Annotated in this window: 22 protein-coding genes; 12 read left to right on the top strand and 10 right to left on the bottom strand. The window is 69.9% G+C overall.

The genetic code is table 11. The annotated features are described in order from the left end of the window. Positions 1-22: 22 nt before the first annotated feature. The 3 genes from Pph01_RS07050 to boxC are packed head-to-tail and all read right to left on the bottom strand — an operon-like array spanning position 23 to position 4,786. Entirely contained in the window at positions 23-1,606 is a 1,584-nt protein-coding gene (locus tag Pph01_RS07050; RefSeq protein ID WP_204072136.1) for a benzoate-CoA ligase family protein, read from the bottom strand. 16 nt (positions 1,607-1,622) lie between these two features. Beyond that, the gene (boxB, locus tag Pph01_RS07055) at positions 1,623-3,050 is read right to left on the bottom strand and encodes a benzoyl-CoA 2,3-epoxidase subunit BoxB (protein ID WP_239116493.1); all 1,428 of its coding nucleotides are present in this window, start codon (positions 3,048-3,050) and stop codon (positions 1,623-1,625) included. Continuing rightward, entirely contained in the window at positions 3,047-4,786 is a 1,740-nt protein-coding gene (gene boxC / locus Pph01_RS07060; protein ID WP_204072137.1) for a 2,3-epoxybenzoyl-CoA dihydrolase, read from the bottom strand. Before boxC ends, boxB begins: the two co-directional genes overlap by 4 nt. Positions 4,787-4,945: 159 nt before the next feature. Between boxC and Pph01_RS07065 the strand changes: the two genes are divergently transcribed. Continuing rightward, a complete protein-coding gene (locus Pph01_RS07065; RefSeq protein ID WP_239116494.1) occupies positions 4,946-5,887 on the top strand; it encodes a PaaX family transcriptional regulator in 942 nt (313 codons plus the stop codon). A 43-nt stretch (positions 5,888-5,930) separates the two neighbouring features. Here Pph01_RS07065 and Pph01_RS07070 read toward each other — a convergent pair whose 3' ends face one another. Then, positions 5,931-8,159 carry a discoidin domain-containing protein gene (locus Pph01_RS07070; RefSeq protein ID WP_204072139.1) on the bottom strand — a complete coding sequence of 743 codons (2,229 nt, stop codon included), beginning with the start codon at positions 8,157-8,159 and terminating at the stop codon, positions 5,931-5,933. 341 nt (positions 8,160-8,500) lie between these two features. On the opposite strand from Pph01_RS07070, the gene Pph01_RS07075 reads away from it, so the two are divergent. The 7 genes from Pph01_RS07075 to Pph01_RS07105 all read left to right on the top strand — a co-directional run bounded on the left by Pph01_RS07075 (position 8,501) and on the right by Pph01_RS07105 (position 16,107). Then, positions 8,501-9,511, top strand: a complete 1,011-nt coding sequence (locus Pph01_RS07075) for a LacI family DNA-binding transcriptional regulator (protein WP_204072140.1) — start codon at positions 8,501-8,503, stop codon at positions 9,509-9,511. Between the two features lie 80 nt (positions 9,512-9,591). Further along, the gene (locus Pph01_RS07080; protein ID WP_204072141.1) at positions 9,592-10,896 is read left to right on the top strand and encodes an alpha-L-fucosidase; all 1,305 of its coding nucleotides are present in this window, start codon (positions 9,592-9,594) and stop codon (positions 10,894-10,896) included. Then, on the top strand, positions 10,893-12,185 hold the full coding sequence (locus tag Pph01_RS07085; RefSeq protein WP_204072142.1) for an ABC transporter substrate-binding protein: 1,293 nt from the start codon (positions 10,893-10,895) through the stop codon (positions 12,183-12,185). Before Pph01_RS07080 ends, Pph01_RS07085 begins: the two co-directional genes overlap by 4 nt. A gap of 3 nt (positions 12,186-12,188) precedes the next feature. Next, positions 12,189-13,133 (top strand): carbohydrate ABC transporter permease, encoded by a 945-nt coding sequence (locus Pph01_RS07090; protein ID WP_204072143.1) that lies wholly within the window; start codon positions 12,189-12,191, stop codon positions 13,131-13,133. Continuing rightward, positions 13,130-13,960 (top strand): carbohydrate ABC transporter permease, encoded by an 831-nt coding sequence (locus Pph01_RS07095; protein ID WP_204072144.1) that lies wholly within the window; start codon positions 13,130-13,132, stop codon positions 13,958-13,960. Before Pph01_RS07090 ends, Pph01_RS07095 begins: the two co-directional genes overlap by 4 nt. After that, positions 13,957-15,282 carry a glycoside hydrolase family 36 protein gene (locus Pph01_RS07100; protein WP_204072145.1) on the top strand — a complete coding sequence of 442 codons (1,326 nt, stop codon included), beginning with the start codon at positions 13,957-13,959 and terminating at the stop codon, positions 15,280-15,282. The genes Pph01_RS07095 and Pph01_RS07100 overlap by 4 nt, the downstream gene beginning before the upstream one ends. A 195-nt stretch (positions 15,283-15,477) precedes the next feature. After that, positions 15,478-16,107, top strand: a complete 630-nt coding sequence (locus tag Pph01_RS07105) for a class I SAM-dependent methyltransferase (RefSeq protein ID WP_204072146.1) — start codon at positions 15,478-15,480, stop codon at positions 16,105-16,107. Here the strand turns inward: Pph01_RS07105 and Pph01_RS07110 are convergent. Next, positions 16,088-16,210 (bottom strand): ribosomal protein bL36, encoded by a 123-nt coding sequence (locus Pph01_RS07110; RefSeq protein WP_204072147.1) that lies wholly within the window; start codon positions 16,208-16,210, stop codon positions 16,088-16,090. The two genes, Pph01_RS07105 and Pph01_RS07110, sit on opposite strands and share 20 nt — an antisense overlap. Positions 16,211-16,471: 261 nt before the next feature. Between Pph01_RS07110 and Pph01_RS07115 the strand changes: the two genes are divergently transcribed. After that, positions 16,472-17,617, top strand: coding sequence for a methyltransferase domain-containing protein (locus Pph01_RS07115; RefSeq protein ID WP_204072148.1), 1,146 nt, complete (start codon positions 16,472-16,474; stop codon positions 17,615-17,617). Positions 17,618-17,626: 9 nt separating this feature from the next. On the opposite strand, the gene Pph01_RS07120 is transcribed toward Pph01_RS07115, so the two are convergent. Further along, positions 17,627-18,121, bottom strand: a complete 495-nt coding sequence (locus Pph01_RS07120) for a quercetin 2,3-dioxygenase (RefSeq protein WP_204072149.1) — start codon at positions 18,119-18,121, stop codon at positions 17,627-17,629. After that, positions 18,111-18,521: a VOC family protein gene (locus Pph01_RS07125; protein ID WP_204072150.1), complete on the bottom strand. Its 411-nt coding sequence runs from the start codon at positions 18,519-18,521 to the stop codon at positions 18,111-18,113. The genes Pph01_RS07120 and Pph01_RS07125 overlap by 11 nt, the downstream gene beginning before the upstream one ends. A 66-nt stretch (positions 18,522-18,587) precedes the next feature. Between Pph01_RS07125 and Pph01_RS07130 the strand changes: the two genes are divergently transcribed. Beyond that, the gene (locus tag Pph01_RS07130) at positions 18,588-19,232 is read left to right on the top strand and encodes a TetR/AcrR family transcriptional regulator (RefSeq protein WP_204072151.1); all 645 of its coding nucleotides are present in this window, start codon (positions 18,588-18,590) and stop codon (positions 19,230-19,232) included. A 117-nt stretch (positions 19,233-19,349) separates the two neighbouring features. Here Pph01_RS07130 and Pph01_RS07135 read toward each other — a convergent pair whose 3' ends face one another. The 3 genes from Pph01_RS07135 to Pph01_RS07145 all read right to left on the bottom strand — a co-directional run bounded on the left by Pph01_RS07135 (position 19,350) and on the right by Pph01_RS07145 (position 22,430). Next, the gene (locus Pph01_RS07135) at positions 19,350-20,201 is read right to left on the bottom strand and encodes a carbohydrate ABC transporter permease (protein WP_204072152.1); all 852 of its coding nucleotides are present in this window, start codon (positions 20,199-20,201) and stop codon (positions 19,350-19,352) included. A 2-nt stretch (positions 20,202-20,203) separates the two neighbouring features. Then, positions 20,204-21,076: a carbohydrate ABC transporter permease gene (locus Pph01_RS07140; protein WP_204072153.1), complete on the bottom strand. Its 873-nt coding sequence runs from the start codon at positions 21,074-21,076 to the stop codon at positions 20,204-20,206. A gap of 70 nt (positions 21,077-21,146) precedes the next feature. Next, a complete protein-coding gene (locus tag Pph01_RS07145) occupies positions 21,147-22,430 on the bottom strand; it encodes an ABC transporter substrate-binding protein (RefSeq protein ID WP_204072154.1) in 1,284 nt (427 codons plus the stop codon). 277 nt (positions 22,431-22,707) lie between these two features. Here Pph01_RS07145 and Pph01_RS07150 point away from each other — a divergent pair, with 277 nt between their 5' ends. Next, positions 22,708-23,733 (top strand): LacI family DNA-binding transcriptional regulator, encoded by a 1,026-nt coding sequence (locus tag Pph01_RS07150; RefSeq protein WP_204072155.1) that lies wholly within the window; start codon positions 22,708-22,710, stop codon positions 23,731-23,733. Positions 23,734-23,807: 74 nt separating this feature from the next. Beyond that, a complete protein-coding gene (locus Pph01_RS07155; protein ID WP_239116495.1) occupies positions 23,808-25,046 on the top strand; it encodes a glycoside hydrolase 5 family protein in 1,239 nt (412 codons plus the stop codon). Positions 25,047-25,135: the final 89 nt, after the last annotated feature.

Genomic DNA, 25,135 nt, shown 5'->3' on the forward strand with positions numbered 1-25,135 from the left:
CCCGGGCGCGTTCCTGTGACGTTCACGACAGCGTGACCTCCTCGGCCGGGTCGAGCAGCACCTCGGCGGCCATGGCGCGCAACTCGACGCGGCGGATCTTGCCGGTGGCCGTGGTGGGATAACCGTCGACGAAGATGATCTTGCGTGGGCGTTTGAATGACGGCAGGCCCGCGCGGCAGAACTCGACCAGCTCGCTCTCACCGGCCGAGCGGCCCTCGCTCAGCACGACGTACGCGACGGGCTTCTCCAGGCCGTCGCCGTCACGCGCGGCGACGACGACGGCCTGGGCGACCGCCTCGTGCGCGAGCAGCCGGTTCTCGACCTCGGCGGGCGAGACCCAGATGCCGCTCGCCTTGAGCATGTCCCCGGTACGGCCGAGGCAGGTGTAGTAGCCGTCGGCGTCCCGGACGTAGGTGTCGCCGGTGCGCAGCCATTCGCCCTGGAAGACCTGCCGGGAGGCCGCGTAGCGCGACCAGTATCCGGTGGCGGTGGACTCGCCGCGGACGAACAGTGTCCCCGGGGTGCCCACGGGCGCTTCCCGCCCCTCGTCGTCGAGGATGCGCAGGTCGTAGCCGGGCACCGCGACGCCCGTCGTGCCCGCTCGTACGCCGCCCGCGCGGTTGGACAGGAAGATGTGCAACATCTCGGTCATGCCGATGCCGTCCAGGATGTCGACGCCGAAGTGCGAGGTCCACCGCTGGTAGAGGGCGGCGGGCAGGGCCTCGCCCGCCGAGGCGCACAGCCGGACCCCGCCCAACGCGTCCGGCGGCAGGCCCGCGCGCAACATGTTCGCGAAGAACGTCGGCCCGGCGAAGAACAACGTCGCGCCGTACTCGCGGGCGCGTCCGGCCAGTGTGTCGGGCCGTGAGGGCGCGCCTTCGAGGATCGCGGACGCGCCCACCGCCAGGGGGAAGAGCACCGAGTTCCCCAGCCCGTACGCGAAGAACGCCTTGGCGGCCGACAGGCACCGGTCGCCGGGGCGGATGCCGAGGACCTGGCCGCCGTAGGTCTCGCACACCACGCGGATCGATCCGTGCCGGTGCATCGCGGCCTTCGGCGTCCCCGTGGTGCCGGACGTGTAGAGCCAGAAGGCCGGCGAGTCCGCGCTGGTCGGGTAGACCACGTCGCCGGAACCGTCGTCCGGGAGGTCGCCGAGGAAGTGGACAGGAACGCCGGCCTCGGCCTCACGGACGGAGCCGCCCTCCCGGACGAGCATTCCGGTCAGTTCTGGGGCGTCAGCGGCGGCCGCCACGGCGACCTCGGCGTATTCGGGCGAAAACGCCAGTAACCGCGCCCGCGAGTCGCGGAGCAACTCGGTCAGGCCGTCGGCGTGCGACATCGTGGAGACCGGCACCGGCACGGCGCCGATGCGCATGGCGGCGAGGAACACCACGACGAAGTCGGGCGAGTCCGCCATGAACATCAGCAGCCGCTGCTCGGGCAGCAGGCCGATGGCGCGCAGCCCGGCGGCGGTGCGCCGGACGCGGTCGTGCAGCTGGGCGTAGCTGACGTCTCCCTGCGCACCGGTCAGCGCCAGGCGCTCGCCGTCCCCCCGGTCGATGTGCCGGTCGAGCAGGTACGTGCAGGCGTTGAACAGATCGGTCATTGCACACCGTCCGGCTTCAGGCGAGGTGGACGTAGTCGTAGTCGAACGGCTTGCCGTTGATGCCCTGACGTGGCGGCGCGATCCAGGCCGCGATCTTCCCCCGCTCGTGCACCGGCCGCATCAGCGAACGGACGTGGGTCTTGTCGAGGTCGGTGGGCAGCCAGGCGCCCTTACGCCGCTCCCACTCCTCGACCGGGAGCAGCTCTCCCTCGGGGGTGACCTCGATGCCGGAGAACGCGCCGACCCGCCGGTTGAACGCGGTGTGCGGCAGGTGGAGCCGCTGCGGCAGCCCGGCTTCCTCCAGGATCCTGTTCCACCGGTTGACGCCGTTCTGGCAGTCGCGGATGTACTCGCGGCGCAGGTCGCTGTTCAGCCCGACGAGCGCCGACACCTCGGTCTGGCCGATCCGGCCGTCGACGACCGCGTCCACCATCATCGAGTCGTCGGTCAGGCGGTGGTCGTCCCGGCGGCGCTCCTCCGACCAGCGCCCCTTCAGTCCGGCGGTGAAGTAGTTGGCCACGTTGGTCGAGGTCTCCGACCCGAACAGGTCGAGCGACACCGAGTAGTGGAAGTTCAGGTACTTCTGGATCACGTTCAGCGGGATGCCGCCGAGGCCGCCGACGTCGTCGGTGTCGTGCTCCAGCATGAGCTGCGCGGTCCGCTCGACGACGCGGTCGATGCCGGTCGTCCCGACGAACATGTGGTGCGACTCCTCCTTGAGCATGAACTCGCACGTGCGCGACAGCGGATCGAACGCGCTCTCCTTGAGGGTGCCGAGCTGGTACTTCCCGTCCCGGTCGGTGAAGTAGGTGAACATGAAGAACGACAGCCAGTCCGGGGTCTCCTCGTTGAACGCCCCGAGGATGCGGGGGGACTCCTCGCTGCCGGAGTTGCGGTGCAGCAACTCCTCGGCCTCCTCACGGCCCTCCCGGCCGAAGTACGCGTGCAGCAGGTAGACCATCGCCCACAGGTGACGGCCCTCCTCGACGTTGACCTGGAACAGGTTGCGCATGTCGTAGAGGCTGGGCGCGGTGGCGCCGAGGTTGCGCTGCTGCTCTACGGAGGCCGGTTCGGTGTCCCCCTGGATGACGATCAGGCGCCGCAGGTCGGCGCGGTACTCCCCCGGCACCTTCTGCCACACCGGCTCGCCCCGGTGCTGTCCGAAGGCGACGCGGCGGTCGCGGTCGCGTTCGGCGAGGAAGATGCCCCAGCGGTAGTCCCTCATCGCGACGTGCCCGAAGTGCGCCCAGCCCTCGCGGCCGACGTTCACGGCCGTGCGCAGGTAGACGTCCTCGGTGGGGAGGGTGGGCCCCATCGACTCCCACCAGGTGAGGAAGTTGGGCTGCCAGGACTCGAGGGCGCGCTGCAGCCGGCGGTCCTCGTGCAGGTCGACGTTGTTGGGGATCTTCTCGGAATAGTCGGCGGGGGTCGTCAACGGCGTCACACTCGCTTCTTGTCGAAGTCGGCGCGCTGCCCGGTGCCGAACTTGCGCAGCGCGCCGTCGGGGCCGGAGGCGTTGGGGCGGTAGAAGATCCAGTTCTGCCACGCGGCGAGACGGCCGAAGATCTTGGTCTCGATCGTCTCGGGACCGGCGAAGCGGTAGTTGGCCTCCAGGCCGGTGAGCGCGTCCGGGCTGAAGCTGGCCCGCTCCTCGATCGCCATGCGCACCTCGTCCGCCCAGTCGATGTCGTCGGGGGCGAACGTGACCAGCCCGAGCCGCTCGGCGTCCTCCGCCTCCAGCGCCTCCCCCGCGCTCGCCGTGGCCGCGGCGAGCGCGCCGGCGTCTCCCCAGAACCTCGTGCCGAGGCGGGTCAGGCCGTTGCCCATGGGCAGCGGCCCCAGGTTCATCGGCCCGACGCCGACCGTGGCGGGGTCCGCGTCGGGGTCCGCGCCGGGGTCCGCGTCCTCGAAGACGCCGGACAACTGGTAGGAGCGGTCGGCCGCCAGCGCCGGCTCCAGGAGCGAGCCGGCGAAGCAACTGCCCGGCTCGATCAGCGCGATGAGGCTGCGGCTGGTCACGTCCAGCCGTTTGAGCGTGCGCTTGAGGTACAGCACGATCTCGTTGACCAGCCAGTCGCCCGCGTGGTCGAGCAGCAGGGCATCGTACGCGAGGACCAGCGCGGGGTCGCCCTTCGTGCGGACGACCCAGGTGCCCAGCTCGGTCTCGTTGGTGCGCAGATCGAGGATGAGGTCGTCGAGCTCCCGTGTGACGGCGAGCGTCCAGAAGTCCGCGCCCTGCTCGTGGATCCCGGCGACGGTCCGCGGCGGTTCGGCGTCCGGTCCGAGCACGGTGATCTCCGCGCAGCCGCGCGCTCGGTCGAGGACGGCCGTCACGTGGCGGTAGGAGATCCGGTCGCCGGTCCGCGTCCGGCCCAGCGGGGTGAGCACGACGCCGGGCGCGTCCTCCGGACGGCCCGACGTCCGTGCGAACGCGGCCGCCCGTTCCGCGACCGTCTCGTCCCATCTGGGCCTGGGCACCACTTCGTCGACGAGCCTCCACTGCACGGCCTTCCTGCCGCCCACCCCCTCGGACCTGGTGGAGAAGTAGTCCGCGAGGTCGCGCCGCACGTGGCGCTTGTCGACCACCCGGGTCAGGCCGCCGGTCCCCGGAAGGACGCCGAGCAGCGGCAACTCCGGCAGGGAGACCGCCGACGAGCGGTCGTCGACCAGCATGATGTGCTCGCACGCCAGGGCGAGCTCGTAGCCGCCGCCCGAGGCCGTGCCGTTCAGCGCGGCGAGGTAGGTCTGGCCCGAGTTGGCGCTCGCGTCCTCCATCGCGTTGCGGGTCTCGTTGGTGAACTTGCAGAAGTTCACCTTCCAGGCGTGCGGCGAGGCGGCGAGCATGCGGATGTTCGCGCCCGCGCAGAAGACCTTCTCCTTGCCGCTGGTCACCACGACCGTGCGGACCCCGGGGTGCTCGAACCGCAGCCGCTGCACCGCGTCGTACAGCTCGATGTCCACGCCCAGGTCGTAGGAGTTCAGCTTCAGCTCGTATCCGGGGACGAGGCCGCCCTGCTCGTCGACGTCCATGGTGAGGGTCGCGACCGGCCCCTCGACGGACAGGCGCCAGTGGCGATATCGCGACGGGTGCGTCTGGAAGCCGACCGCCGTCCGCGGACCGGTTTCCCCCTCCGGCCGCACGCCGTCCGGCGCGCTGGACGCCCCTGCCGTGATGGTCATGGATCCTTCTCCCGTCACCATGCCGACCGTCAGCTCATGCTCCACAGGCATCTTGTGATCCGTCAACCACCTGTAGCATTTTGACGGGAACTTCTACACATCTCCAGCAGGCGGTCAGCCGCCCGTAGAATGTCGCGTCGGACGACGGGAGAGGATCGAGTGTCGACACCGGCATCCCTGACCACGGCCGACGCCACGGCTGACGCCACCGTCGGCACAAGCGCCGGCATCACCGCGGACAGCACGGCCACCGCGCCGCCCATTGCGCCGCCCGCGGTGTCGCCCACTGTGTCGCGCAGGCACGCCGCCGGCGCGGAGAGCGCCCGAGGGCTGTTGTTCACCGTGCTCGGCGAGTTCGTCCTGCCTTCGGGCGGATCGGCGTGGACGTCGGCGTTCATCGACGTGCTCGGCCGGCTGGGCGTCGAGGAGAAGGCGAGCAGGCAGGCGCTGATGCGCACCGCGGCCGACGGCTGGCTCACCTCGGAGCGGGTGGGCCGCCGCACACTGTGGACCCTGAGCCCGGACGCGGAGCGGCTGCTCACCGACGGCGCCGAGCGCATCTACGGCTTCCAGGGAATGCAGCGCGAATGGGACGGCGGCTGGCTGCTCGTCCTGGCGCGCGTGCCGGAGAGCGACCGGCCGACGCGGCACCTGCTGCGAACCCGCCTCGGCTGGGCCGGCTTCGGCAGCCCCGCTCCCGGTGTGTGGATCAGCACCCATCGCGACCGCGCGGCCGAGGCGGAACGGGTCCTCGAGGAGGCGGGCGTGCTCGACGAGGCCCAGATCTTCCACGCGGAGCACCGGGCGGGGGAACTGGCGAGGATGGTCAGGCAGGCGTGGGATCTCGACGCCGTCGAGAGGAGCTACGAGCGGTTCCTCGCCGAGTTCGCGCGACGGCCGTCCCGCGATCCGCTGGTGCGGGTGACCGAGCTCGTGCACTCCTGGCGCAGGTTCCCGTCCGACGATCCCGAACTGCCCGGCGAACTGCTGCCCGCACGCTGGAGCGGCGCGCGGGCCGCGAGCCTGTTCCGGCGGCAGCACGCCAGGTGGACCGCCGCGGCGAGCGCCGAGTGGCGCCGCCTCACCGAGGACGCCGGCTGAGAACGGCCCGCCCGGAGGGGAGGACTCCGGGCGGGCCGCCTGGTCAGCTGATCGTGATGCTGTCCAGGTCAGGGGCGTTGGCGGTGTCGTTGTAGAACTTCAGGGTGTTGATGCCGGCGTTCATCGGCACCGTGACGGTCGTCGTGGTGGGCGAGTCCCAGGTGGTGCCTGTGAGCGTCGCCGTAACGGGCGTCCCGCCGTTGACGCTCACCGAGAACGACCGGGTTCCGCTCACCTCTCCGGCGATCGTCAACTGCCTGTCACCGGCGGCCGGCATGTTGACGTTGTAGGTCGCGTAGTTGGCGGTGTTGTTGCCGATGAAGCGCACCTTCGCGCCGCCCGAGCAGCCCGGGCAGGCGTCTGCCCTGGCGGACCCGCTCAGCACGCCGGTCTCCGCCTCGATCGTGACCGGCAGCGTGACACCGCCACCGGCGCCGTCCTCGGCGATCGGCTCCCCATGGCGGACATAGTGGTTGCCGACCCACGCTTCGTCGATGCGGAGCCGCTTGTACCTGGTGGTGTCGGTGGAAGCCGCGTAGGTGCTGAGCACCCGCAGGCGGACGTGACGGGCGGTGGTGTGGGGCAGGTCGACGATCTGCACGCCACGCTGGCTGGGCAGTGTGCCGATCTTGACGGGAGCGCCCCAGTTGACGCCGTCGTCGCTCGCGTACACCTCGTAGTCGCGGATGCGGGCCGACTGCTCGGTCGCCGACCGCGCGTAGCTGACGGAGTCCTCACGCTGGTTGAGCCCGATGTACCGCGCCCGGTCGACGTCACCGAGATCGAAGTCGAGCGAGACCGGCAGCGTCTTGTTGTTGTCCCAGTACGTCAGGTAGTCGCCGTCACCGGCGGCCGTGGCGTCGTGGCCGGCCGCGGACGCGCTCGCCGTGACCGTGACACCGGGGTACGGCTTGGCACGCCCGTTCGACGTGACCTTGAGGACCGTGTCGTACGGATCCCATTCGGAGATTCCGGTGATGGCGAGGGTGCCGTTCGACTGGGAGAACTTCAGCTCGGCGCCGGTGCGCAGGTTGGTGACACTCTTGATCTTGTAGCCGTTGTCGCCCAGCTTCAGGGTGGTGGTCCCGGTGGGCGGCGTCACCACGTGGATGTAGTGGAGGTTCGGGTCCGTCCGGCTGATCGTGGTGACGCCGTGGGCGCCGTCGTTCCAGCCGCCCGGCTCGAGCCCGCCGTACATGTATCCGCCGCCCTCGACCCCGTTCAGCGACTCCCAGATCTGGTCGAGGTAGTCGTCGGCGAAGTTGTTGAAGGCCTCCTGCTTGGGCGGGAAGTGGCCGTTGACCATGGCCTGCTCGTCCATGAGCGCCTTGACCGAAGATCCGACGTTGGTGATCAGCCGGCCCAGCGAAACCCGGTAGTCGACGGACGGGTCGACCCCGTCGTACCACCAGTTGCCGGTCGTGGGGAGCTTGAAGTCGGCCTCGGTGAGCCGCGGCTGCGCCGTGTAGACCGCCTGGGGGTAGTCGTACGACGGCGTCATGCCGGTCTTCTGCTCGTTGCTGACCATGTCCATTTCTGGAGTGTCTTCGTTGTTGTTGCTGAGCGTGTAGTTGGGCCGCAGCTGGTGGATCTGCTCGTACAGGTGGTTCCGCTCCCAGTACGCGTTGTCGTTGTCGATCCAGAACCCGCCGAGGTCGGGGTAGCGCTTCATGACCTCGAAGAAGTTGTCGTAGCTGAACTCGCCGAAGCCGTCACGGGTGGTGATGTCGACGTCGTGCCCCTTGTATGCGGAGTACGCCGCCGAGTCGAGCCAGCTTCCGGACGTGAGGCCCTGCGTGTGCCACTGCGGGTCGTCGGTCATGTACAGGATGACCTTCATGCCCCGCGGCTTGGCCGCGTCGACCAGTTCACCGAGGAAGTCGCGCTTGGTGCTGCAGCTGCCCGGGATGGCGGACGGCCACGGCCGCGCGTAGCCGAGGCGGCTGTGGAACGTGGCGAGCACGATGTACTGCGTGTGCAGCTTCTGCGCCTCGTCGAGCCAGTAGTCGGGGGTCCAGCCGCCGTTGGTGACGTCGGCCTCCCACTGGGCGCAGTCGGTGTGCTGCGGCGCGGTGCGCTCGCCCCAGTGCAGGAACAGTCCCCCGACCGAACTGCGGAGGAACTCCTGACGCGGATTCTGGAGATCCGCGCGGGCGGGACCGACCGTGATCATGTTCAGGACGAGGGCGACCATCGCGGCGACAGCCACCGCGACCGTGCGCCGCCTTCGTCTCGTCATCCGATCGCCGTCGCCGGATAAGGCGTTGACCATGAGGAACTCCTTCGAGCCTGCGATCTCGACTGTCTTGTGTCGCCCCCGTGAGCGCTCACGGGGGCTTTGCCGACGACCTTCACCATCTCCGGGATCCGCGTCGGCGCGTGCGACCCGGCTGGCCGCCGTGAGCGCTCACGGCAAGCTTTTCGGATCGCAAAGATTGGATCTGTGGACTGTGATCCCACACAAACGAGGCGACTGTCAACGGTCAGGCGGGGCGAGAACTCGCGGAGATGACCACGCATACATCGGATGTGTGAGGTCACGCGGCCTTTCAGATCTCATCCCTGTGAGCCGCCCGATACGCCGAAGGCGTCCAGGGAGGTTACAGTCCCAACGTGCCGACCAACAGAAAACCTCGGGTCACCATCGACCAGGTGGCGCAGGCGACCGGAGTCTCCCGCCAGACCGTGTCCCGGGCGATCAACAACAAGTCCGAGATAGATCCCGAGACCCGCCGGCGGGTCCTCGACGCGGCCCAGGCGATGGGCTACCGGCCGAGCCGGTTCGCCCGGGGCCTGGTCCGCCAGGATCTGATCACCGTCGGACTGGTCATCGCCGACGTGCTGAACCCGTTCTTCCCCGAGGTGACGGCGGGCGTGCTGGAGGCCGCAGAACGCCGCGGCTGGCAGGTCGTCGTCTACAACACCGGCTCGGAACGCCGCAAGGAACTGGAAGTCGTCGACATGCTCTTCGACCAGGTGGACGCGGGCGTGGCCTTCCTGCTCCATCACGAGGCGATCGCCAAGGCGACGGCCGGCAACCTCCCGTTCGTGCTGCTGGACAAGGGCGGCAGGGCCCCCGCGGTGCCCGGCGTGCGGATCGACTTCGAGGGCGGGGCACGGCGGGGCCTGGAGTACCTGATCGACCGGGGACACCGCCGGATCGCGATGCTGGACGACGAGGCGTACCTGTCGGCCGAGGCGCAGAACACCCGGCGCGAGCTGTACCTCAAGGTGATGGGCGAGCACGGGATTCCGGTCGACGTCGACTGGATCCAGCCCGCGCACAACTCGATCGACGGCGGCGCGGCGGCGATGGAGCGGCTGCTGTCGGCGCACCGGGACGTCACGGCGGTGTTCGCCTACAACGACCTGATCGCCATCGGCGCCCAGTTGCGGGCCCGCGCGCTCGGCCTGCGCGTGCCGGAGGACTGCGCGTTCCTCGGCTTCGACGGACTGAGCATCGGCGAACTCGTGGAGCCTCCGCTGACCACGCTCCACATCGACAAGCGCCGACTGGGCGAGATCGCCGTCGAACAGGCGGCGCTGCTGCTCGGCGGCATGAGCGAGGACGAGATCCCCGAGGCCGTTATCGAACCGCAACTGGTCGTGCGGGCCTCTGCCTGATCACTCACTCTTGACATTCGCGGTCTGTTGGAAGAATGTCTCTCCGTGAGCGCTCACGTGAGCGGTAACGAGGGAGTGTCGTGATCCGGCGGAATGAGCTCGTCCAGGCCTCCGGCGCCGACCTCGCCGCTCTGGCCCTCAGCCGCCAGGCGTGGCTGAGGGACGACGTGATCGGCCTGTTCCTCCATTGGGGCATGCGCACCTCGCCTCCGTTCACGGACGTCCGGGCCTGGGAGGACCGGGTCACGGCCGACGGGTGGACCGCGGACCACTGGATCGACCGGGCCGTCCAGCTGCACGCCGGCTACGTGGTGCTCGCGTCGTTCCACAGCCGGCTGGGCTACGTCCGCGCGTGGCCGTCGGAGATCCCCGGCAGCCCCGCCACCCGGCGGGACTTCCTGGGGGAGCTCGTCGCGGCGGCCGCATCCCGGGGCCTTAGAGTCCTGCTCTACATGACCGACGACCCCAAGTGGCACGACGAGGACGGCCTCGGGTCCCTCGACTCGGCGGCCTACTCCGCGTACAAGGGCAGGCCCGTGGACCTGACCACCCGCGACGGATTCGGGGAGTTCGCCGCCGACAACTTCGCCGAGGTCATGCGGCGTCATCCGGATCTGGCGGGGTTCTGGATCGACAAGGAGAACGCCCACTGGAGGCGGAGCGGCCTCTACGACCGGATCCGGGCGGAACGGCCCGGCTGGATCCTGGCCTGCAACGATCCGGACATACCGCCCGGGGACACGGCCATGGACGTGGTCGTTCCCGGCCTCGCCGCGGACGGGCCGCTTCCGCGCGTGGCCGAATCCGCCTTCACCGTCGCCGGCGGCTGGTGGTACGACGGCTCGGATCCCGAGGTCGACCACGACCGGGTCGTCAGGCGGATCGTCGCCAACGCCGGCTCCTCCACCAGGTCGCTGCTCGGGTTCGGGTCGCGGCACGGCGGCCGGTTCACGCCGAACCAGGAGGCGTTCTGCGACTTCGCGGCGTCCTACCTGGAGGGCATCTGGGAGTCGCTCGGCGGGACCGAAGGCGGTCGCCGCCCCTCCCCCGCCGACGTACGGCCCGGCCCCGCCACCGAGGTCACCGTGCGCGGGGACGATCCGGACCGGCGCTACATCCATGTGATCGGCCGGCCGGCCGACGACACGGTCCGTGTCCGTGACGACAGCCGGCACGTCATCGAGGTGCGCGACCTGCGCACCGGTCGGAGCATGCCGTTCGAGCAGTCGGACGGCCGTCTCACCATCAGCGGGATCACGACCTGGGACCCGCACGACACCGTGCTCGCGCTCAGAACTGCCCGCTCAACGTCGGGGACCGCTTCGCCGCGTCCAGCGGCGTCAGAAAACACCCCTCATCACTCATCGGAAGGCACATCGTCATGAAGCACAAAGCTTTACTGACGGCTCTCGTCACGACCATGGTGGCCGGCGCGTGCAGCGTCGGCGACCAGCAGGCCCCGCAGTCGAGCGGCGGCACGGCCAAGAAGGAGATCAGCTTCCTGGTCTTCGAGACCCCGAACCTGACGCCCCAGGTGTGGGACGCGGCGATCAAGCGGGTGACCGACAAGTACCCCGACATCTCGGTGAAGAAGCTGGTCGCCCCGAGTGAGGACCGGGTGTCCTACGCCAAGCAGCTCCTCGCCTCCGGCCAGTTCCCCGACGTGATGATCGCGGTCTCCCCCGCCGGGTTCGCCGAGAGCGGCGCCATGGCCGCCTTCACCCCCGACGAGCTGAAGGACTTCGACTTCCCGAACAACGGCGCGGTCCAGGGCAAGATCTACCAGCTGCCCACCAACACCCAGACGATCCCGGTCGTCTACTACAACAAGGACCTGTTCGCCAAGGCGGGGATCAGCGCTCCGCCGAAGACCTACGCCGAGCTGCTCGACGCCGCCGCCAAGCTCAAGGCGAAGGGCATCACGCCGTTCGTGATCGGCGGCGGCAAGGACCCCTTCGCCTCCACGCTCGCCTGGACGGCCACGATCGCCACCGACGTGTACGCCAAGACCCCCGACTGGATGGCCAAGCGGCGGGCCGGGAGCGTGAAGTTCACCGACCCGGACTTCAAGAAGGCCACCGAGAAGTTCGCCGAGCTCGCCAAGCAGGGCTACATCGACAAGAAGGACGTCTCGCGCGACTACGCGGCGACCGAGCAGGCCTTCCTCGACGGCAAGGGCGCGATGTATCCCATGGGCAACTGGTTCGCCGCGGCGGGCGACGACCCCAAGCGCAAGCCCTCATGGGAGATCGGCGCGTTCAACTGGCCGACCGACGACGGCGGCGTGGTCGTGCCCGCCTTCACCGGCGGCGGCCTGTCGGTGAGCGCCACGGCCAAGAACCTGCCCGAGGCCAAGAAGTTCGCGCTGGCGTACACGCTCGACCAGACCAACCTGGACGCCTCCGTCCACAACGACGGGCTCTACCCCGCGATCAAGGGATACACGCCCCCGGCCGACACCGGCGCGGTCTTCAAGCTCGGCTACGACCTCTACCAGGAGGGCGTGAAGAGCAACACCGTCACCCAGGCGTTCAGCTGGGAGGCCGGCGACGACGGCATGCTACCCGGCGTGGTCGACAAGTGGCGGGCGGGCGCCCAGGACCTCATCACCGGCAACAAGACCGTCGACCAGGTGCTGGCCTCCCTCGACGACGAGTGGGCCAAGGCGTCCTGACCGATGGCAGTCGACGTCAGGACGACATCCGTCCCCGCCTCCGCGACCCCCGGGTCGCGGAGGCCCCGCCCGCCGTGGGCGCAACGACTGCGGTCGTTCGCGCTGTTCGGGGCGCCGGGACTGCTCGTCTACACCTGTTTCGTGCTCGCGCCGATCGCGATCAGCTTCGGCTACAGCCTCACCAACCACAACCCGTTCAACCCCCCGACCAGGTTCGTCGGCCTGGAGAACTACCGGCTGCTGTTCACTGACAGCGAGTTCCTCACCTCGCTGCGGGTCACCACGATCCTCACGGTCATCGTGGTGATCGTGCCGAACGTGGCCGGGCTCGGCATCGCCGTCCTGCTCGACCGCAAGGGATGGCTCTACAACGCCCTGCGCACGGTGTTCTTCACCCCGATGGTGCTCAGCTCGGTGGTCGTGAGCATCGTGTGGACGCGCATGCTGGACGACGAGGGCCTGTTCAACCAGGCGCTGCGGGCCCTCGGGGTGGATCAGCCGCCGGGCTGGCTGTCCGATCCCCGGCTCGCGCTGTACTCGATCGCCGTCATCCTGTCCTGGCAGATGCTCGGCTTCTGCGTCGTGGTGTACCTGGCCGGGCTGCAGGGCGTGCCCAACGAGCTGGCCGAGGCCGCGGCCATCGACGGCGCCGGTCCGGTGCGGCGGTTCCGCTCGATCACCTGGCCGCTGCTCGCGCCCTCGCTGACCATCAACACGGTGGTTCTGCTCATCACCGCGTTCAAGATCTTCGACCACATCCAGGTGATCACGCACGGCGGCCCCGGCACCGGGACGACCGCGACCATCGCCTACGACGTCCTGCAGACCGGCCTGGTGGCCAACCGGCAGGGCTACGCGTCCGCGATGGCCATCGTGATGCTCGTGATCATCGCGGTCGCGGCCGGCGTCACGCTCCGGATCCTCAACCGCCGGGAGGTGAACCTGTGAAGGACGCCCGCCTGCCGTGGTTGCGGCCGGTCGTCGCGCTCGTCGTCAGCGCGTTCTTCCTCGTGCCGCTCTACATGATCCTCGTCAACGTGTTCAAGCAGGGCGAGAAGATCACCCAGTCGCCGGCGTCCCTGCCGGCACCGCCCACCCTCGAGAACATCACCGGGCTGCTCACCCGCACGGACAACCTGTTCTGGGCGAGCCTGTCCAACAGCATCCTGGTCACCACGCTGTCGATCATCCTGCTCACGGTCCTGTCGGCGATGCTCGGGCACTTCCTCGCGCGCTCGCGCAGCAGGTGGGCGAGGGTGGCCATGCTCCTGCTGCTGTCCGGCCTGATGATCCCGCCACAGGTCATCCTCATGCCGATCACGCAGGTGCTGAGGGCCCTCGGCCTGATGACCACCCTGCAGGGCCTGGTGTTGTTCAACGTGGGGTACTACATCCCGTTCGGCGTGTTCGTCTTCACCGGGTTCCTGCGCGGAATCCCGATCGAGCTGGAGGAGGCCGCGGCCATCGACGGCGCGAGCCGTTCGCGCATCTTCTGGCGCGTGGTGTTCCCGCTGCTGCGGCCCGCGACCGCGAGCGTCCTGATCTTCCTGGGCGTGTGGATCTGGAACGACTTCATCGATCCGCTGGTCATCCTCGGCCCGTCCCAGGGGACCACGATCACCACCGGCATCTACCGGTCCATCGGCCAGTACCAGGCCGACTTCGGCACGGTCTTCGCGCTGATGTTCCTGGCCACGCTGCCCGTGCTGATCTTCTACCTGTTCTTGCAGAAGCACTTCGTCAAGGGCCTCACGGGAGGAGCCACCAAAGGATGATTTTTCATCCGATCGCCGAGATCCCGGTCGATCCGGCACGCGGGCTGGTGCACGCGCACGGCTGGCAGAGCTGGACGCCGACCACGGCGCTTCCCGTCGGGGGCCGCGGCTTCCAGCCGGTGCAGCAGGTCATGCAGACGATGCGGTACCGGCCGGGTCTCCCCGCCCCCGCCGACGGGTTCCAGGGCGAGGGCCTGCTCGCGGTGGCCCCCGACCCGGACGGCCCGGTACGGCTGTTCGCCGCCAGGGACGGCCTGGCGACGGTCCCCTCGATCCGGGCCCGTCTGGTGGGCGACCAGATGGTGATCACGGCCGACCGGCCGGACGAGGTCGTCGAGAAGACCTTCCCCGGTCCGCTCGACGTCGCGCTCGGCGCGTGGGCCGACGGCTTCGCCGCCGAGGCGGGAACGGGTCCCCTGCGCAGACCGCCCACCGTGTGGTGCTCCTGGTACCACTACTACGAGGACGTCACCGAGGCCGACGTCCTGGAGAACCTCCGGGCGGTGGGCGAACACGACCTGCCGGTCGACGTCGTCCAGATCGACGACGGCTGGGAGGCCGAGATCGGCGACTGGCTGACGCCGTCGGGGCGCTTCTCCTCGATTCCGGAGACGGCCGCGCGCATCCACGCCGAGGGCAGGCGCGCGGGGCTGTGGCTCTCGCCGTTCCTGGTCGGGGCGCGCAGCGAGGTCGCCCGCCGGCATCCCGAATGGCTGGTGGGCGACGCCGGCCACAACTGGAACCAGGACCTGTACGGTCTCGACGTCACGCACCCGGGCGCGGCCGCCTATCTCCGTGAGGTCTTCCAGACCCTGCGCGGATGGGGATTCGACTACTTCAAGCTCGACTTCCTCTACGCCGGCGCGCTGGCCGGGCCCCGGCATTCGGGCGCCTCGCCGATCGCGGCGTACCGCGAGGGGCTGGCGCTCGTCCGCGAGGCGGCCGGGCCGGAGCCGTACCTGCTGGGCAGCGGCGCCCCCATCCTGCCGAGCGCCGGGCTCGTCGACGCCATGCGCGTCTCCCCCGACATCGCCGCGGCGTACGACGCGGGAACGGGGGACCTGTCCGACCCCTCGCAACAGGCCGCCGCGCTCTCGACGACCGGCCGGTCCTGGCAGCACGGCCGCCTGTGGGTGAACGACCCGGACTGCCTGATCGTCCGCCCCGCCGTACAGCGCCGCGAGGAGTGGACCGCGACCGTCGAGCGGTTCGGCGGGCTCCGCGCGACCTCCGACCGGATCGCGGACCTCGACGACTGGGGCCTGGAGACCACCCGTCGCGTGTTGTCCTCGGTGCCTCCCGCGACCCCCTTCACACCGTAGGGGGACCTCGTGGTCGTCTGGCGGTTACCGGCCGGTGCGGGGGCCTGGCCGTCACGACGACCCCGAGACCCCTGACGCCAGTGGGCCCCCGAGGGCGGCACCGGGGGCCCACTGAAAACGATCAGCGGCGTCAGAGCCGTTTGAGTAGCCTTTGCGGGTGATCAGCGCACGTGTGACCCCCGCCGCGGCCCGGCCGTGACCCGCATCCCCTCCACCGCGGGCTACGGAGAGTCGGCCGGCGCGCTGGCCCGGCAGTACGAAAGCGTCGCGTTCGCCGACGTGCACCGTGACGTGCTCCACCTTTTCCCGGCGGTGCCCGCCCGCGTTCTGGACATCGGAGCGGGCTCTGGCCGTGACGCCGCCGCGCTGGCAGGCCTCGGGCACACGGTGGTCGCGGCCGAACCGGTCGCCGAACTCCGCGAACTCGGGCAGCGTCTCCACCCCGCCGCAGGCATCTCATGGGTCGACGACGCGCTCCCCGACCTGGCCGTATTGAGGCGGGCCGCGACGCGTTTCGACCTGATCCTTCTGACCGCAGTCTGGATGCATCTCGACGAGCCGGAGCGGGTGCGCGCGATGGACGGCGTCGCCGCTCTGCTGGCCCCCGGTGGCCGGCTCGTCATGTCGTTGCGGCACGGCCCCGTGCCCGCGGGGCGGCGGATGTTCGAGGTCTCGGCGGAGGAGACGGCCGGCCTCGCGGAACGCCACGGCCTGCGGGTCGTCTATAGCGGCGAGCGCGGCGACGACCCGCTGAACCGCGAGGGGGTGCGCTGGAGCCTCCTGGGCGTGCAGCGCGATCCCGTCGTCAGCCCTGACGCGCCTTGAACCGGGCGTCCTTCCTGTTGATGACGAAGACGCTGCCCCTCCGGCGCACCACCTGCGCTCCGGGCTTCGACTTCAGCGACCTCAAGGACCGGCGGACCTTCATGGCTCCCACCTTTCTGTCACGCACGCCCCCGGGCGTGCCGACGACGCCAACCATCCGGCGGCATGGCGCATTCCCTGGGGGCGACCAGCGGGATATCGGGTTGAGCGGGCCGTTCCCCGCGTCCTACGATCACGAGTTGTGACGTTCACGTTCTTCTTCTACCTCCGCTAGGCGCCGTCGGCGAAGCGAGGGAAGACCCGTCGCCGACGAGGCGGGGTGGCGCAGCGCTGCCCCGGGCCGACGTGGAGAAGAACGATCCTCATGCGCATTGGCGCGTTTCCCCACCATTCCGAATTCCAGCAGCCTCGCCGTGCCGTCACGGGGCCCACCCTGGTGGCGCGGTGCGTCCACGGGCTGGAGGCGACGGTCGCCGCCGAGATCCTCCAGCGCGGGCTCGGCGTCATCACCCACCTCGGGCACCGCGAGGTCCACTTCCGCACAGGCGGTTCGGCGCAGGTCACCGCGCTGCGCACCGCCGACGACGTGTTCCTGCTCGCCGCGCGGTGCGCGGACACCGGTACGGCCAAGCAGAGCGCCGGCGAGCTCGCCCGGCTCGCCGAGGCGGCCGACCTCGGCGCGCTGACGCGGCTGCGTGAGAGCCACGGAGGCTCGGGCGCGGTCACCGGCATCGAGGTGTCGGCGTCGTTCCTCGGCAGGCGGAACTTCAACCGCTACGACGTCGAGGACGCCGTCGGGCGGGCGCTTGCACACCGGCTGGGCACGCGCTACCACTCGCGGCGGGCGGGAACCGCTCCGCCCGCCGGCGCCGGCGGATGGCGCGTGACCCTCGACGGCACCTGGGCCGTGCTCCTGTTGCGGGTCGCGGACCGGCCCCTGCATCGGCGCCCGTACAAGAGGTGTTCCGTCCCGGGAACCCTGCGTCCTCCCCTGGCCGCCGCCATGGCTGGGATGGCCGGAATCCGTCCTGGTGACACGGTTCTCGACCCGTGTTGCGGTGCGGGGACCCTGCTGATCGAGGCCGTGGATCAGCAGCCGGAGGCCCGGTTCGTCGGCGTCGACCTGTCCGCGGAGGCGTTGCGGGCGGCCGAGGGGAACACGGCGGGCCTGCCCGTCTCCTTCGGCCGTGCGGACGCCGGTCGCCTTCCGTTGCCGGACGGCGGCGTCGACCGTGTGCTGAGCAACCCGCCGTGGGGCGGTCAGGTCTCCGCCCGAGGCCTGCTCGCCGCGTCGTCATCCCGCTGGTGGACGGAGCTCCGCCGTGTCCTCGCACCTGACGGGACGGCCGTGGTCCTCCTTCCCGACGCCGGCGGCCTGTCCACGGCGATCCGGCTCGGGTTCTCCCCCGTCCACGTGCAGCGGATCCGGGTGTCGGGCACGCCGGCCTTCCTCGTCCAGTTGACGGCGTCGGTCGGGCACGGCCGCCGGGAAACGGGGTGGCGATCCTGAGAGGAGCGGCTACTCCGCCGGCGCGACGGACATGGGCGGGCCGATGATCTGGTGGCCGTAACGGGTGCCGGCCTCGATCAGCCGGGGGATGTCGGGCGGGGCAGGAGCCGGCAGGCCGGGCCGTTCGGCGGGGCGGCCGATCTCGGCGATGAACCGCTCGAACCCCGACGGAGTGGTCAGCTGCAGGCCGCGGACCGGTCCGCCGGTGACGATGAACGCGTGCGGGATCTTGCGGGGCAGGAACGCGAAGTCGCCGGGGCCCGCGGTCCAGTGGTGGTCGCCGCAGTCGATGGTGATCTCGCCGTCGAGTACGTAGAACGCCTCGTCCTCGTGGTCGTGGATGTGCAGGGGCGGCCCGAATCCGGCGGGCGCGGACCATTCGATGAGGGTGAAGGCGCCTCCGGTCTGGTCCGCGCCGGCCTTCACGCTCATCCGGGTGTCCAGGAACCACAGATCCGGCCCGTCGTCGGGGCCGAGCAGGTAACCGCTGGGGTCAAAACTCATCGGAACCTCCCGAGCCGGCCGGAGCGTAGAGCCGTATCTCGATGCCGTCGGGATCGTGCAGGCCGACGAGCACGTGGCCGACATGCCCGGTCACGATGCCGCCGTGCGGTTCCCCCAGATCGTCCAGCCGCCGCTTCCAGGTGTCCAGGTCGCGGTCGCTCGGCACGCACAGGGCGACCGGGTCGAATCCGGCCAGCGCCGCCGCTCTGGCGGGGTCGTGCCGTATGGCCAGGTCCAGCGTGTATTTCGCGTCGCGCATGGCGATTCCCATGAGCGTGCCCTCTTCGACGAACTCCAAGTGCGTCTGCAGGCCGAGCACCCGCTCGTACCAGTCGCGGCTGCGCACCACATCCGTCACCGGCAGTTTGACGTGGTGGAAGCCCCTGAGCGCCGAGTCCATGACCACCTCCCCTTGAAGCCCACTAGAGTTGACTCTAGTGAATCTGTTTAGAGTAGCCTCTAGCGAATGAGGGACTCCGTCAAGAGCACGACCGGAGGCGGCACCCGCCGGGCCGCCCAGGCGAGGGCGACACGGCGCCGGATCATCGACGGGGCCCGGGAACTGTTCCTGCGGCACGGATACGCGGCGACCACCCTCGATCAGATCGCCGGCGCGGCGGGGGTCGCGGTGCAGACCGTGTACTTCCATTTCGGCAACAAGGCCACGGTCCTCAAGGAGGTCGTCGACGTCCTGTCCGTCGGCGACGACGAGCCGATACCGATGCTGGACCGGCCGTGGGTGCGGCAGGTGCGCGAGGAGCCCGACGGCCGGCGGGCGCTGGCCGTCTGGCTGAGCAACAGCCGCGTCATCTTCGGCCGCGTCGCACCGATCATGAAGGTGGTGCGCGACGCCGCCGGCGCCGACCCCGAGATGGCCGCGCAGTGGGAGACCAACCAGCGGCAGCGCTTCATCGCCCACCGCACCCTCGTGGAGCAACTCAGGGACAAACAGGCCCTCCGGCCGGAACTGACCGTGCAGGAAGCCGCCGACATCGTCTTCACGCTTGTCAGCCACGAGGTCTACTTCCTGCTCACCGTGGAACGCGGATGGACGCCCGACCGGTGGGAGAGCTGGATCAACGAAACCGTCGCCGACGCCGTTCTGCGCTGAGCACGCCCGTACGGTCGCATGACCGTACCTGGGTCTTTCGCGACGCGGGTGCCGTACGGCGACCGGTCCGGGGGGCGAAGGGCGGGCCCGACCGGCACGGTCGCCGTACGGCAGGTCTCAGCCCTTGATCGCGCCCGCGTCGACGCCCTTGAAGAAGAACCGCTGAAGCAACGCGAAGATCACGACGATCGGCAGGAAGGCGATCATGGTCCCCGCGGCGATGAGGCGGGGGTTGGAGCTGAACGTGCCGTTGAGGTACTGCAACCCGACCGTGAGCGTGTACTTGTCCGGATCGGTGAGCACGATCAGCGGCCACAGGAAGTCGTCCCACGCGAAGATGAACGAGAAGATCACCACGACGCTCAGCATGCCCTTGACGTTCGGCAGGCCGATGCGGATCAGGCGCTGCCACGCGGTGGCGCCGTCGATGATCGCGGCGGCGTCGACGTCGGCCGGGATCGAGAGGAACGCCGTGCGCATCAGCAGCACGTTGAGCATCTGGATCGCCCCCGGCAGCGCGACGCCGATCAGCGAGTCGGCGAAGCCGAGCCCGCGCACGATGACGTACTGGGAGATGATCGTGACCTCGCTCGGCAGGATCAGCGTCGCGAGGAAGAGCCCGAGCACCAGCTTCGAGCCCCGGAAGCGCAGCTTGGCCAGCGCGAACCCGGCGAGCGTCGCCCCGATCGCGTTCCCCGCGACGACGAGGATGGCGACGATCAGCGAGTTGCCGGCGTACGACCAGACGGGGATCGTCTTGGCGACCTCGGCGTAGTTCGACAACGTCGGGTGCTGGGGGACGAAGGTGGGCGTCTGCGTGAACACGTCCTCGCTGACGCTCTTGAGCGACGTGGAAAGCTGCCACAGGAACGGGCCCACCGTGATGACCAGCACGACCAGGAGAAGGGTGTATCGGACCACCTTCTCCGCCGGCGAGATCGTGTTGAACCCGCGACCACTCCGGGCCATCGCTACGACTCCTTCCGGTTGAGCCGTGCCAGGAACAACATCGGGCCGACCGTGACGACGAACAGCAGGACGCTGAGCGCGGAGGCGTACCCGAGATGCCCGGTGAGGCCCTGGCCGTACAGCTGGATGAGCATCACGAGCGACATGTCGCGGCCGCCGGGCCCGCCGGTGCCGTTCGACAGGATGTACAGCTCGGAGAAGACCCGAAGCGCGAAGACGGAGATCAGCACCGTGATGAGGAGCATCGTGTTGCGCACGCCGGGCACGGTGACGGAGAAGAACCGGCGCACGGGCCCGGCCCCGTCGACGGCGGCGGCCTCGTGGAGCTCACGGCTCACGTTGCCGAGCGCCGACATGTAAATGATCATGTAGTAGCCGAGGCCCTTCCACACGGTCAGGCTGATCGCGCTGATCAGCAGCAGCCAGCGGTCGGTGAGGAACGGCAACGGGTCGCTCAGGAAGCCGAGCCGCTCCGCCATCCCGTTGATGACTCCCCGGTCGTTGAGCAGCCAGCCCCAGATGAGCGCGACCACGACCGCCGAGGCGATCACGGGGGTGTAGAACGCGATGCGGAAGAACGCGATGCCGCGCAGCTTCTTCTCGACCAGCACCGCGAGCAGGAGCGGCAGCAGCGTCAGCAGCGGAACGCAGACCACCATGTAGACGATGCTGTTGATCAGCGCGTCCACGAGCTGCTGGTCGTCGAGCATGCGGGTGTAGTTGCCGAACCCGATGAACTGCCCGCCGCCGAGCGGCTTGGCGTTGGTGAACGAGAGGATCACCGTGTTGATCGCCGGTACGGCGTTGAAGACCACGAGCCACACCGCCGCGGGGGCGATGAGCAGCCATGGGGTGAACCAGCGCTTGTGTGTCATTTGATCTCCTGCGCGCCGCGTACGGGGACCCCCTGCCGAGGCGGGTCCCCGTACGCGGACGAGCGTGACGTCAGCCGTTGAGAAGCTGGTTGCACTTGGCGACGGCGTCGTCGAGCGCCTTCTGCGACGGCTCCTCACCGTTGATCGCGAGGGCGAACTGCTGGTCGACGAAGTCGGCCATCGCCTGGGTGACCTGGACGGGCTGCAGGATCTTCGCAGTGGAGAGCGAGTTGAACGCGATCACCTTGGCGTCGCCGGAGTTCGTGCCGTCGCTCTTGCTGAAGAACGGGTCGTTCGCCGAGGCCTTGGTGCTCGGGAAGATGTTGACGAGGTGCGCGAAGGCGGCCTGGTTCTCCGCGCTGGTGACCCACCGAGCGAGCGCGATCGCGGCCGGGAGGTTCTTGGTCGACTTGGAGATCGACAGCCCCTGGACGTAGAGCGGCGGGGTGCCGAACGCCTGCGACGGCACGACCTTGGGCGCGAGCGTCGGGTTGCCCTCGGCGGCGAGGCTGGTGATGTAGTTGCCGCCCGCGGTGGTCCACGCCACCGTCTGGGAGTTGAACAGCTGCGTGTTGCCGGCGTACTTGGTGGTCAGCACGTCACGCGGCATCAACTTGTCCTTGAAGGCGTCGCGGTACTTGTCGAGGATCGCGGCGGCCTCGGGGGTGTTGAAGGTGAAACTCTTGCCGTCCGCCGACATGACCGGGACACCGGCGTTGGTGAGGTCGATGAGGGTCGGCTTGCGGCTCATGAGGTAGACCTTGCCGCCGGACTTGTCCTTCACCGTCTTCGCCGCGGTGATGAGCTCGTCGAGAGTGGTCGGCGGCGTCTTCGCGTCGAGCCCGTACTTCGAGAGCAGCTCGGAGTTCCAGTAGTTGACGTCGGTGTTGAGGTACCACGGGTAGCCGTAGACGCCCTCGTACCCGGCGTACTTGTACCCGTCGACGCCTCCGGGGACGTACTCCTCGTTCACCTTCGGGTCGGCCTTGGCCACGTCGAGCAGCAGGCCCTGCTTGACCAGCGGCAGCGCGAAGTCCGGCGGCAGGTTCGTCACGTCGGGCAGGCTGCCGCCCGAGGCCTGGCTCAGCACCTTCTCGGCGTAGCCGTCGCCGGGCTGGTCGAGCCACTCGACCTGGGTCCCGGGGTACTTCTTCTCGAACGAGTCGATGACGCCCTGCACGTAGTCGGTGAACTTGGGCTTGAGCGCCCAGGTCTGCAGGCTGACCTTGCCGGTCACCGCGCCCGAGGCGTTCGCGGTCGGGGTGCTCGACGTGTCGGCCCCTCCAAGCCCGCACCCCGCGAGCGCCGCCAGCCCCGCCGCGGCGGCGACCAGCTTTATCCCATGAATTCGCATCACTTCTCCTGCCATGCGCTGAGCGATCCGGAATTTGTGAGCCGACGCCCCGCGGCCCCGTCCGCTGCGGCCGACTACTAAACCGCTCTAGTGACTGGGGACTATCCCCCCACTAGACTTCGGTGTCAAGAGATGACGCGAACCCGTGACGGACGGGGGAATCGGCGCGACGCGCTCCCGCGCGGAGCCCCGCAGCGGCGTTCACCTGGCGATAATGCACCTGTCGGGGGCTCCTGTTGCAACGTGCCGACCAGCACGAACGAAGAAAGGCACAGACGTGGCGCGACCGACCATCGATGACATCGCCCGCCGCGTCGGGGTCTCCAAGGGTGCGGTGTCGTTCGCGCTCAACGGCCGCCCCGGCGTCAGCGAGGCCACCCGGGCCCGCATCCTGCAGGTCGCCGAGGAGATGAACTGGCGGCCGCACACCGCGGCCCGCGCCCTGGGCGGCGCCCGCGCGGGGGCGGTCGGGCTCGTCATCGCCCGCCCGGCCCGCACCCTCGGGGTCGAGCCGTTCTTCGCCCAGTTGCTGTCCGGCCTGCAGGCCGGGCTGTCGGCGCAGTCCGTCGCGCTGGAACTGCTCGTCGTCGAGGACACCGAGGCCGAGATCGAGGTGTACCGGCGCTGGGCCTCCGAGCATCGGGTCGACGGGTTCATCCTGGTCGACCTCAAGGTCAGGGACACGCGCGTGGAGGTGGTCGAGGGTCTCGGCGTGCCCGCGGTGGTGCTCGGCGGCCCCGGCCGCCACGGCTCGCTGTCCAGCGTGTGGGCCGACGACCGCGAGGCGATGTTGTCGATCGCCGACTACCTCGCCGCGCTGGGCCACCGGCGCATCGCCCACGTCGCCGGCCTTCCCACCTTCCAGCACACCCAGCGCCGCATGCGCGCGCTGCGCGACTCCGCGCGGCGGCTCGGCCTGGCGGAGGTCTCCTCGCTGCCCACCGACTTCAGCGACGCCGAAGGCGCCGCGACCACCCGCATGCTGCTGTCCCGTCCCCGGCGGCCCACGGCGATCGTGTACGACAGCGACCTGATGGCCGTCGCCGGGCTGGGGGTCGCCGGCGAGATGGGGGTGGCGGTCCCCGGCGACCTGTCGATCATCGCCTTCGACGACTCGGTGCTCACGCGGATCGTGCATCCGGCGCTGACCGCGCTCACGCGTGACACGTTCGCGCTCGGCACCGAGGTCGCCGAATCGCTGCTGGCCATCATCGCCGAACCGGGCCTGCGGAGGGACCGCAGGACCCCGACGCCGCGACTGGCGGTGCGGGAGAGCACGGCGCCCCCGGCCTTGGCAGGATAGCTAAAACGGTTTAGGCTGCGGGCGGTCGAAGCGCCTGGCGATCCCTGCCCGGCGCCACCGCAGCCGGAGGACGAGTGACACCGCAACCACCAGGCCCATCCACTCTGCGTTTCGGGGCGAACTACGTGCCCTCGTCGGGCTGGTTCTACAGCTGGCTCGACTTCTCGGCCGACGCCGCCCGGCGCGACTTCGCCGACCTGGCGGGAATCGGGCTCGACCACGTCCGCGTCTTCCCGATCTGGCCGTGGATCCAGCCCAACCGGACGCTGATCCGGCAGCGTGGCATCGACGACCTGCTGGCCCTGATCGACGTGGCCGCCGAGTTCGACCTGGACGTCTCGGTCGACCTGCTCCAGGGCCACCTGTCCAGCTTCGACTTCCTGCCGTCGTGGGTGCTCACCTGGCACCAGCGGAGCCTGTTCACCGACGCGGCCGTGCGCGACGGCATCGCGGAGTACGTCGACCGGCTCACCCGGGCCGTCGCGACCCGCGGCAACGTCTTCGCCGTGACGCTGGGCAACGAGGTCAACAACCTGTGGCCCTCGAACCCCACCACTCTTGAGGCGTCCTCGCAGTGGGCCGCCGAACTGGTCGACGTCGCCCGCACCGCGGCCCCCCACCTGCTCAGCCTGTACTCGCTGTACGACGGCACGTGGTACGACCCCGGGCACCCGTTCGCCCCGGCCGACAACGTCGACCTCGGCGACCTGACGACGGTGCACTCCTGGGTGTTCAACGGCGTCTCCGCGATCGACGGCCCGCTCGGCCCCGCGACCGTCTCCCACGCGGACTACCTCGTGGAGCTGGCGGCGGCGACCGCCCCGGACCCGGCGCGGCCGGTCTGGCTGCAGGAGGTGGGGGCGCCGCGCCCGGACATCGGCGAGCACGACGCGCCGGCCTTCGTCCGGGAGATGCTCGACGCGGTCACCCGCAACCCCGCCCTGTGGGGCGTCACCTGGTGGTGCTCGCACGACCTCGACCGGAGCCTCGCCGACTTCCCCGACCGCGAGTACGACCTGGGCCTGTTCACCGTCGACCACGAGATCAAGCCCGCCACCCGGGAACTCGCCGCGCTCGTCCGCGAGCGGCGCGCCGACCGCGCGGCCCCCGCGTCGCGGCCCGCACTGGTGTGCGACGTCGACCTGCGCGCCCAGCCCGAGCGGCGGGGAGAGGTCGCCCCGGGCAGTGCCTTCCACAGCGAGTGGGTCCGGCTGCGCAAGGCCGGTCCGCTCGCGATCGTCGGCTCCGCGCGTGCGGCCGACTCCGAGTACCTCACCGCTCGCGGGATCGACACCGTCCTCACCCCGGCGTGATCCACGACCAGCGGTAAGGCCCTGGCTCCGCCGTGACCCGGCCGGACCAGGGCGGCAACGCCCCGTCCCCGCCATAGGGAAGGAACCCC

The sequence above is a fragment of the Planotetraspora phitsanulokensis genome, assembly GCF_016863295.1.
Lineage (GTDB): Bacteria > Actinomycetota > Actinomycetes > Streptosporangiales > Streptosporangiaceae > Planotetraspora > Planotetraspora phitsanulokensis.

Excerpts from the sequence above, each read along its gene's own strand:
- Pph01_RS07050 (WP_204072136.1), bottom strand. The coding sequence starts at position 1,606 with ATGACCGATCTGTTCAACGCCTGCACGTACCTGCTCGACCGGCACATC.
- Pph01_RS07090 (WP_204072143.1), top strand. The coding sequence starts at position 12,189 with ATGGCAGTCGACGTCAGGACGACATCCGTCCCCGCCTCCGCGACCCCC.
- Pph01_RS07085 (WP_204072142.1), top strand. The coding sequence starts at position 10,893 with ATGAAGCACAAAGCTTTACTGACGGCTCTCGTCACGACCATGGTGGCC.
- Pph01_RS07135 (WP_204072152.1), bottom strand. The coding sequence starts at position 20,201 with ATGGCCCGGAGTGGTCGCGGGTTCAACACGATCTCGCCGGCGGAGAAG.
- Pph01_RS07130 (WP_204072151.1), top strand. The coding sequence starts at position 18,588 with ATGAGGGACTCCGTCAAGAGCACGACCGGAGGCGGCACCCGCCGGGCC.
- Pph01_RS07145 (WP_204072154.1), bottom strand. The coding sequence starts at position 22,430 with ATGCGAATTCATGGGATAAAGCTGGTCGCCGCCGCGGCGGGGCTGGCG.
- Pph01_RS07110 (WP_204072147.1), bottom strand. The coding sequence starts at position 16,210 with ATGAAGGTCCGCCGGTCCTTGAGGTCGCTGAAGTCGAAGCCCGGAGCG.
- Pph01_RS07070 (WP_204072139.1), bottom strand. The coding sequence starts at position 8,159 with ATGGTCAACGCCTTATCCGGCGACGGCGATCGGATGACGAGACGAAGG.
- Pph01_RS07120 (WP_204072149.1), bottom strand. The coding sequence starts at position 18,121 with ATGAGTTTTGACCCCAGCGGTTACCTGCTCGGCCCCGACGACGGGCCG.
- boxC (WP_204072137.1), bottom strand. The coding sequence starts at position 4,786 with ATGACCATCACGGCAGGGGCGTCCAGCGCGCCGGACGGCGTGCGGCCG.
- Pph01_RS07125 (WP_204072150.1), bottom strand. The coding sequence starts at position 18,521 with ATGGACTCGGCGCTCAGGGGCTTCCACCACGTCAAACTGCCGGTGACG.
- Pph01_RS07140 (WP_204072153.1), bottom strand. The coding sequence starts at position 21,076 with ATGACACACAAGCGCTGGTTCACCCCATGGCTGCTCATCGCCCCCGCG.
- Pph01_RS07100 (WP_204072145.1), top strand. The coding sequence starts at position 13,957 with ATGATTTTTCATCCGATCGCCGAGATCCCGGTCGATCCGGCACGCGGG.
- Pph01_RS07115 (WP_204072148.1), top strand. The coding sequence starts at position 16,472 with ATGCGCATTGGCGCGTTTCCCCACCATTCCGAATTCCAGCAGCCTCGC.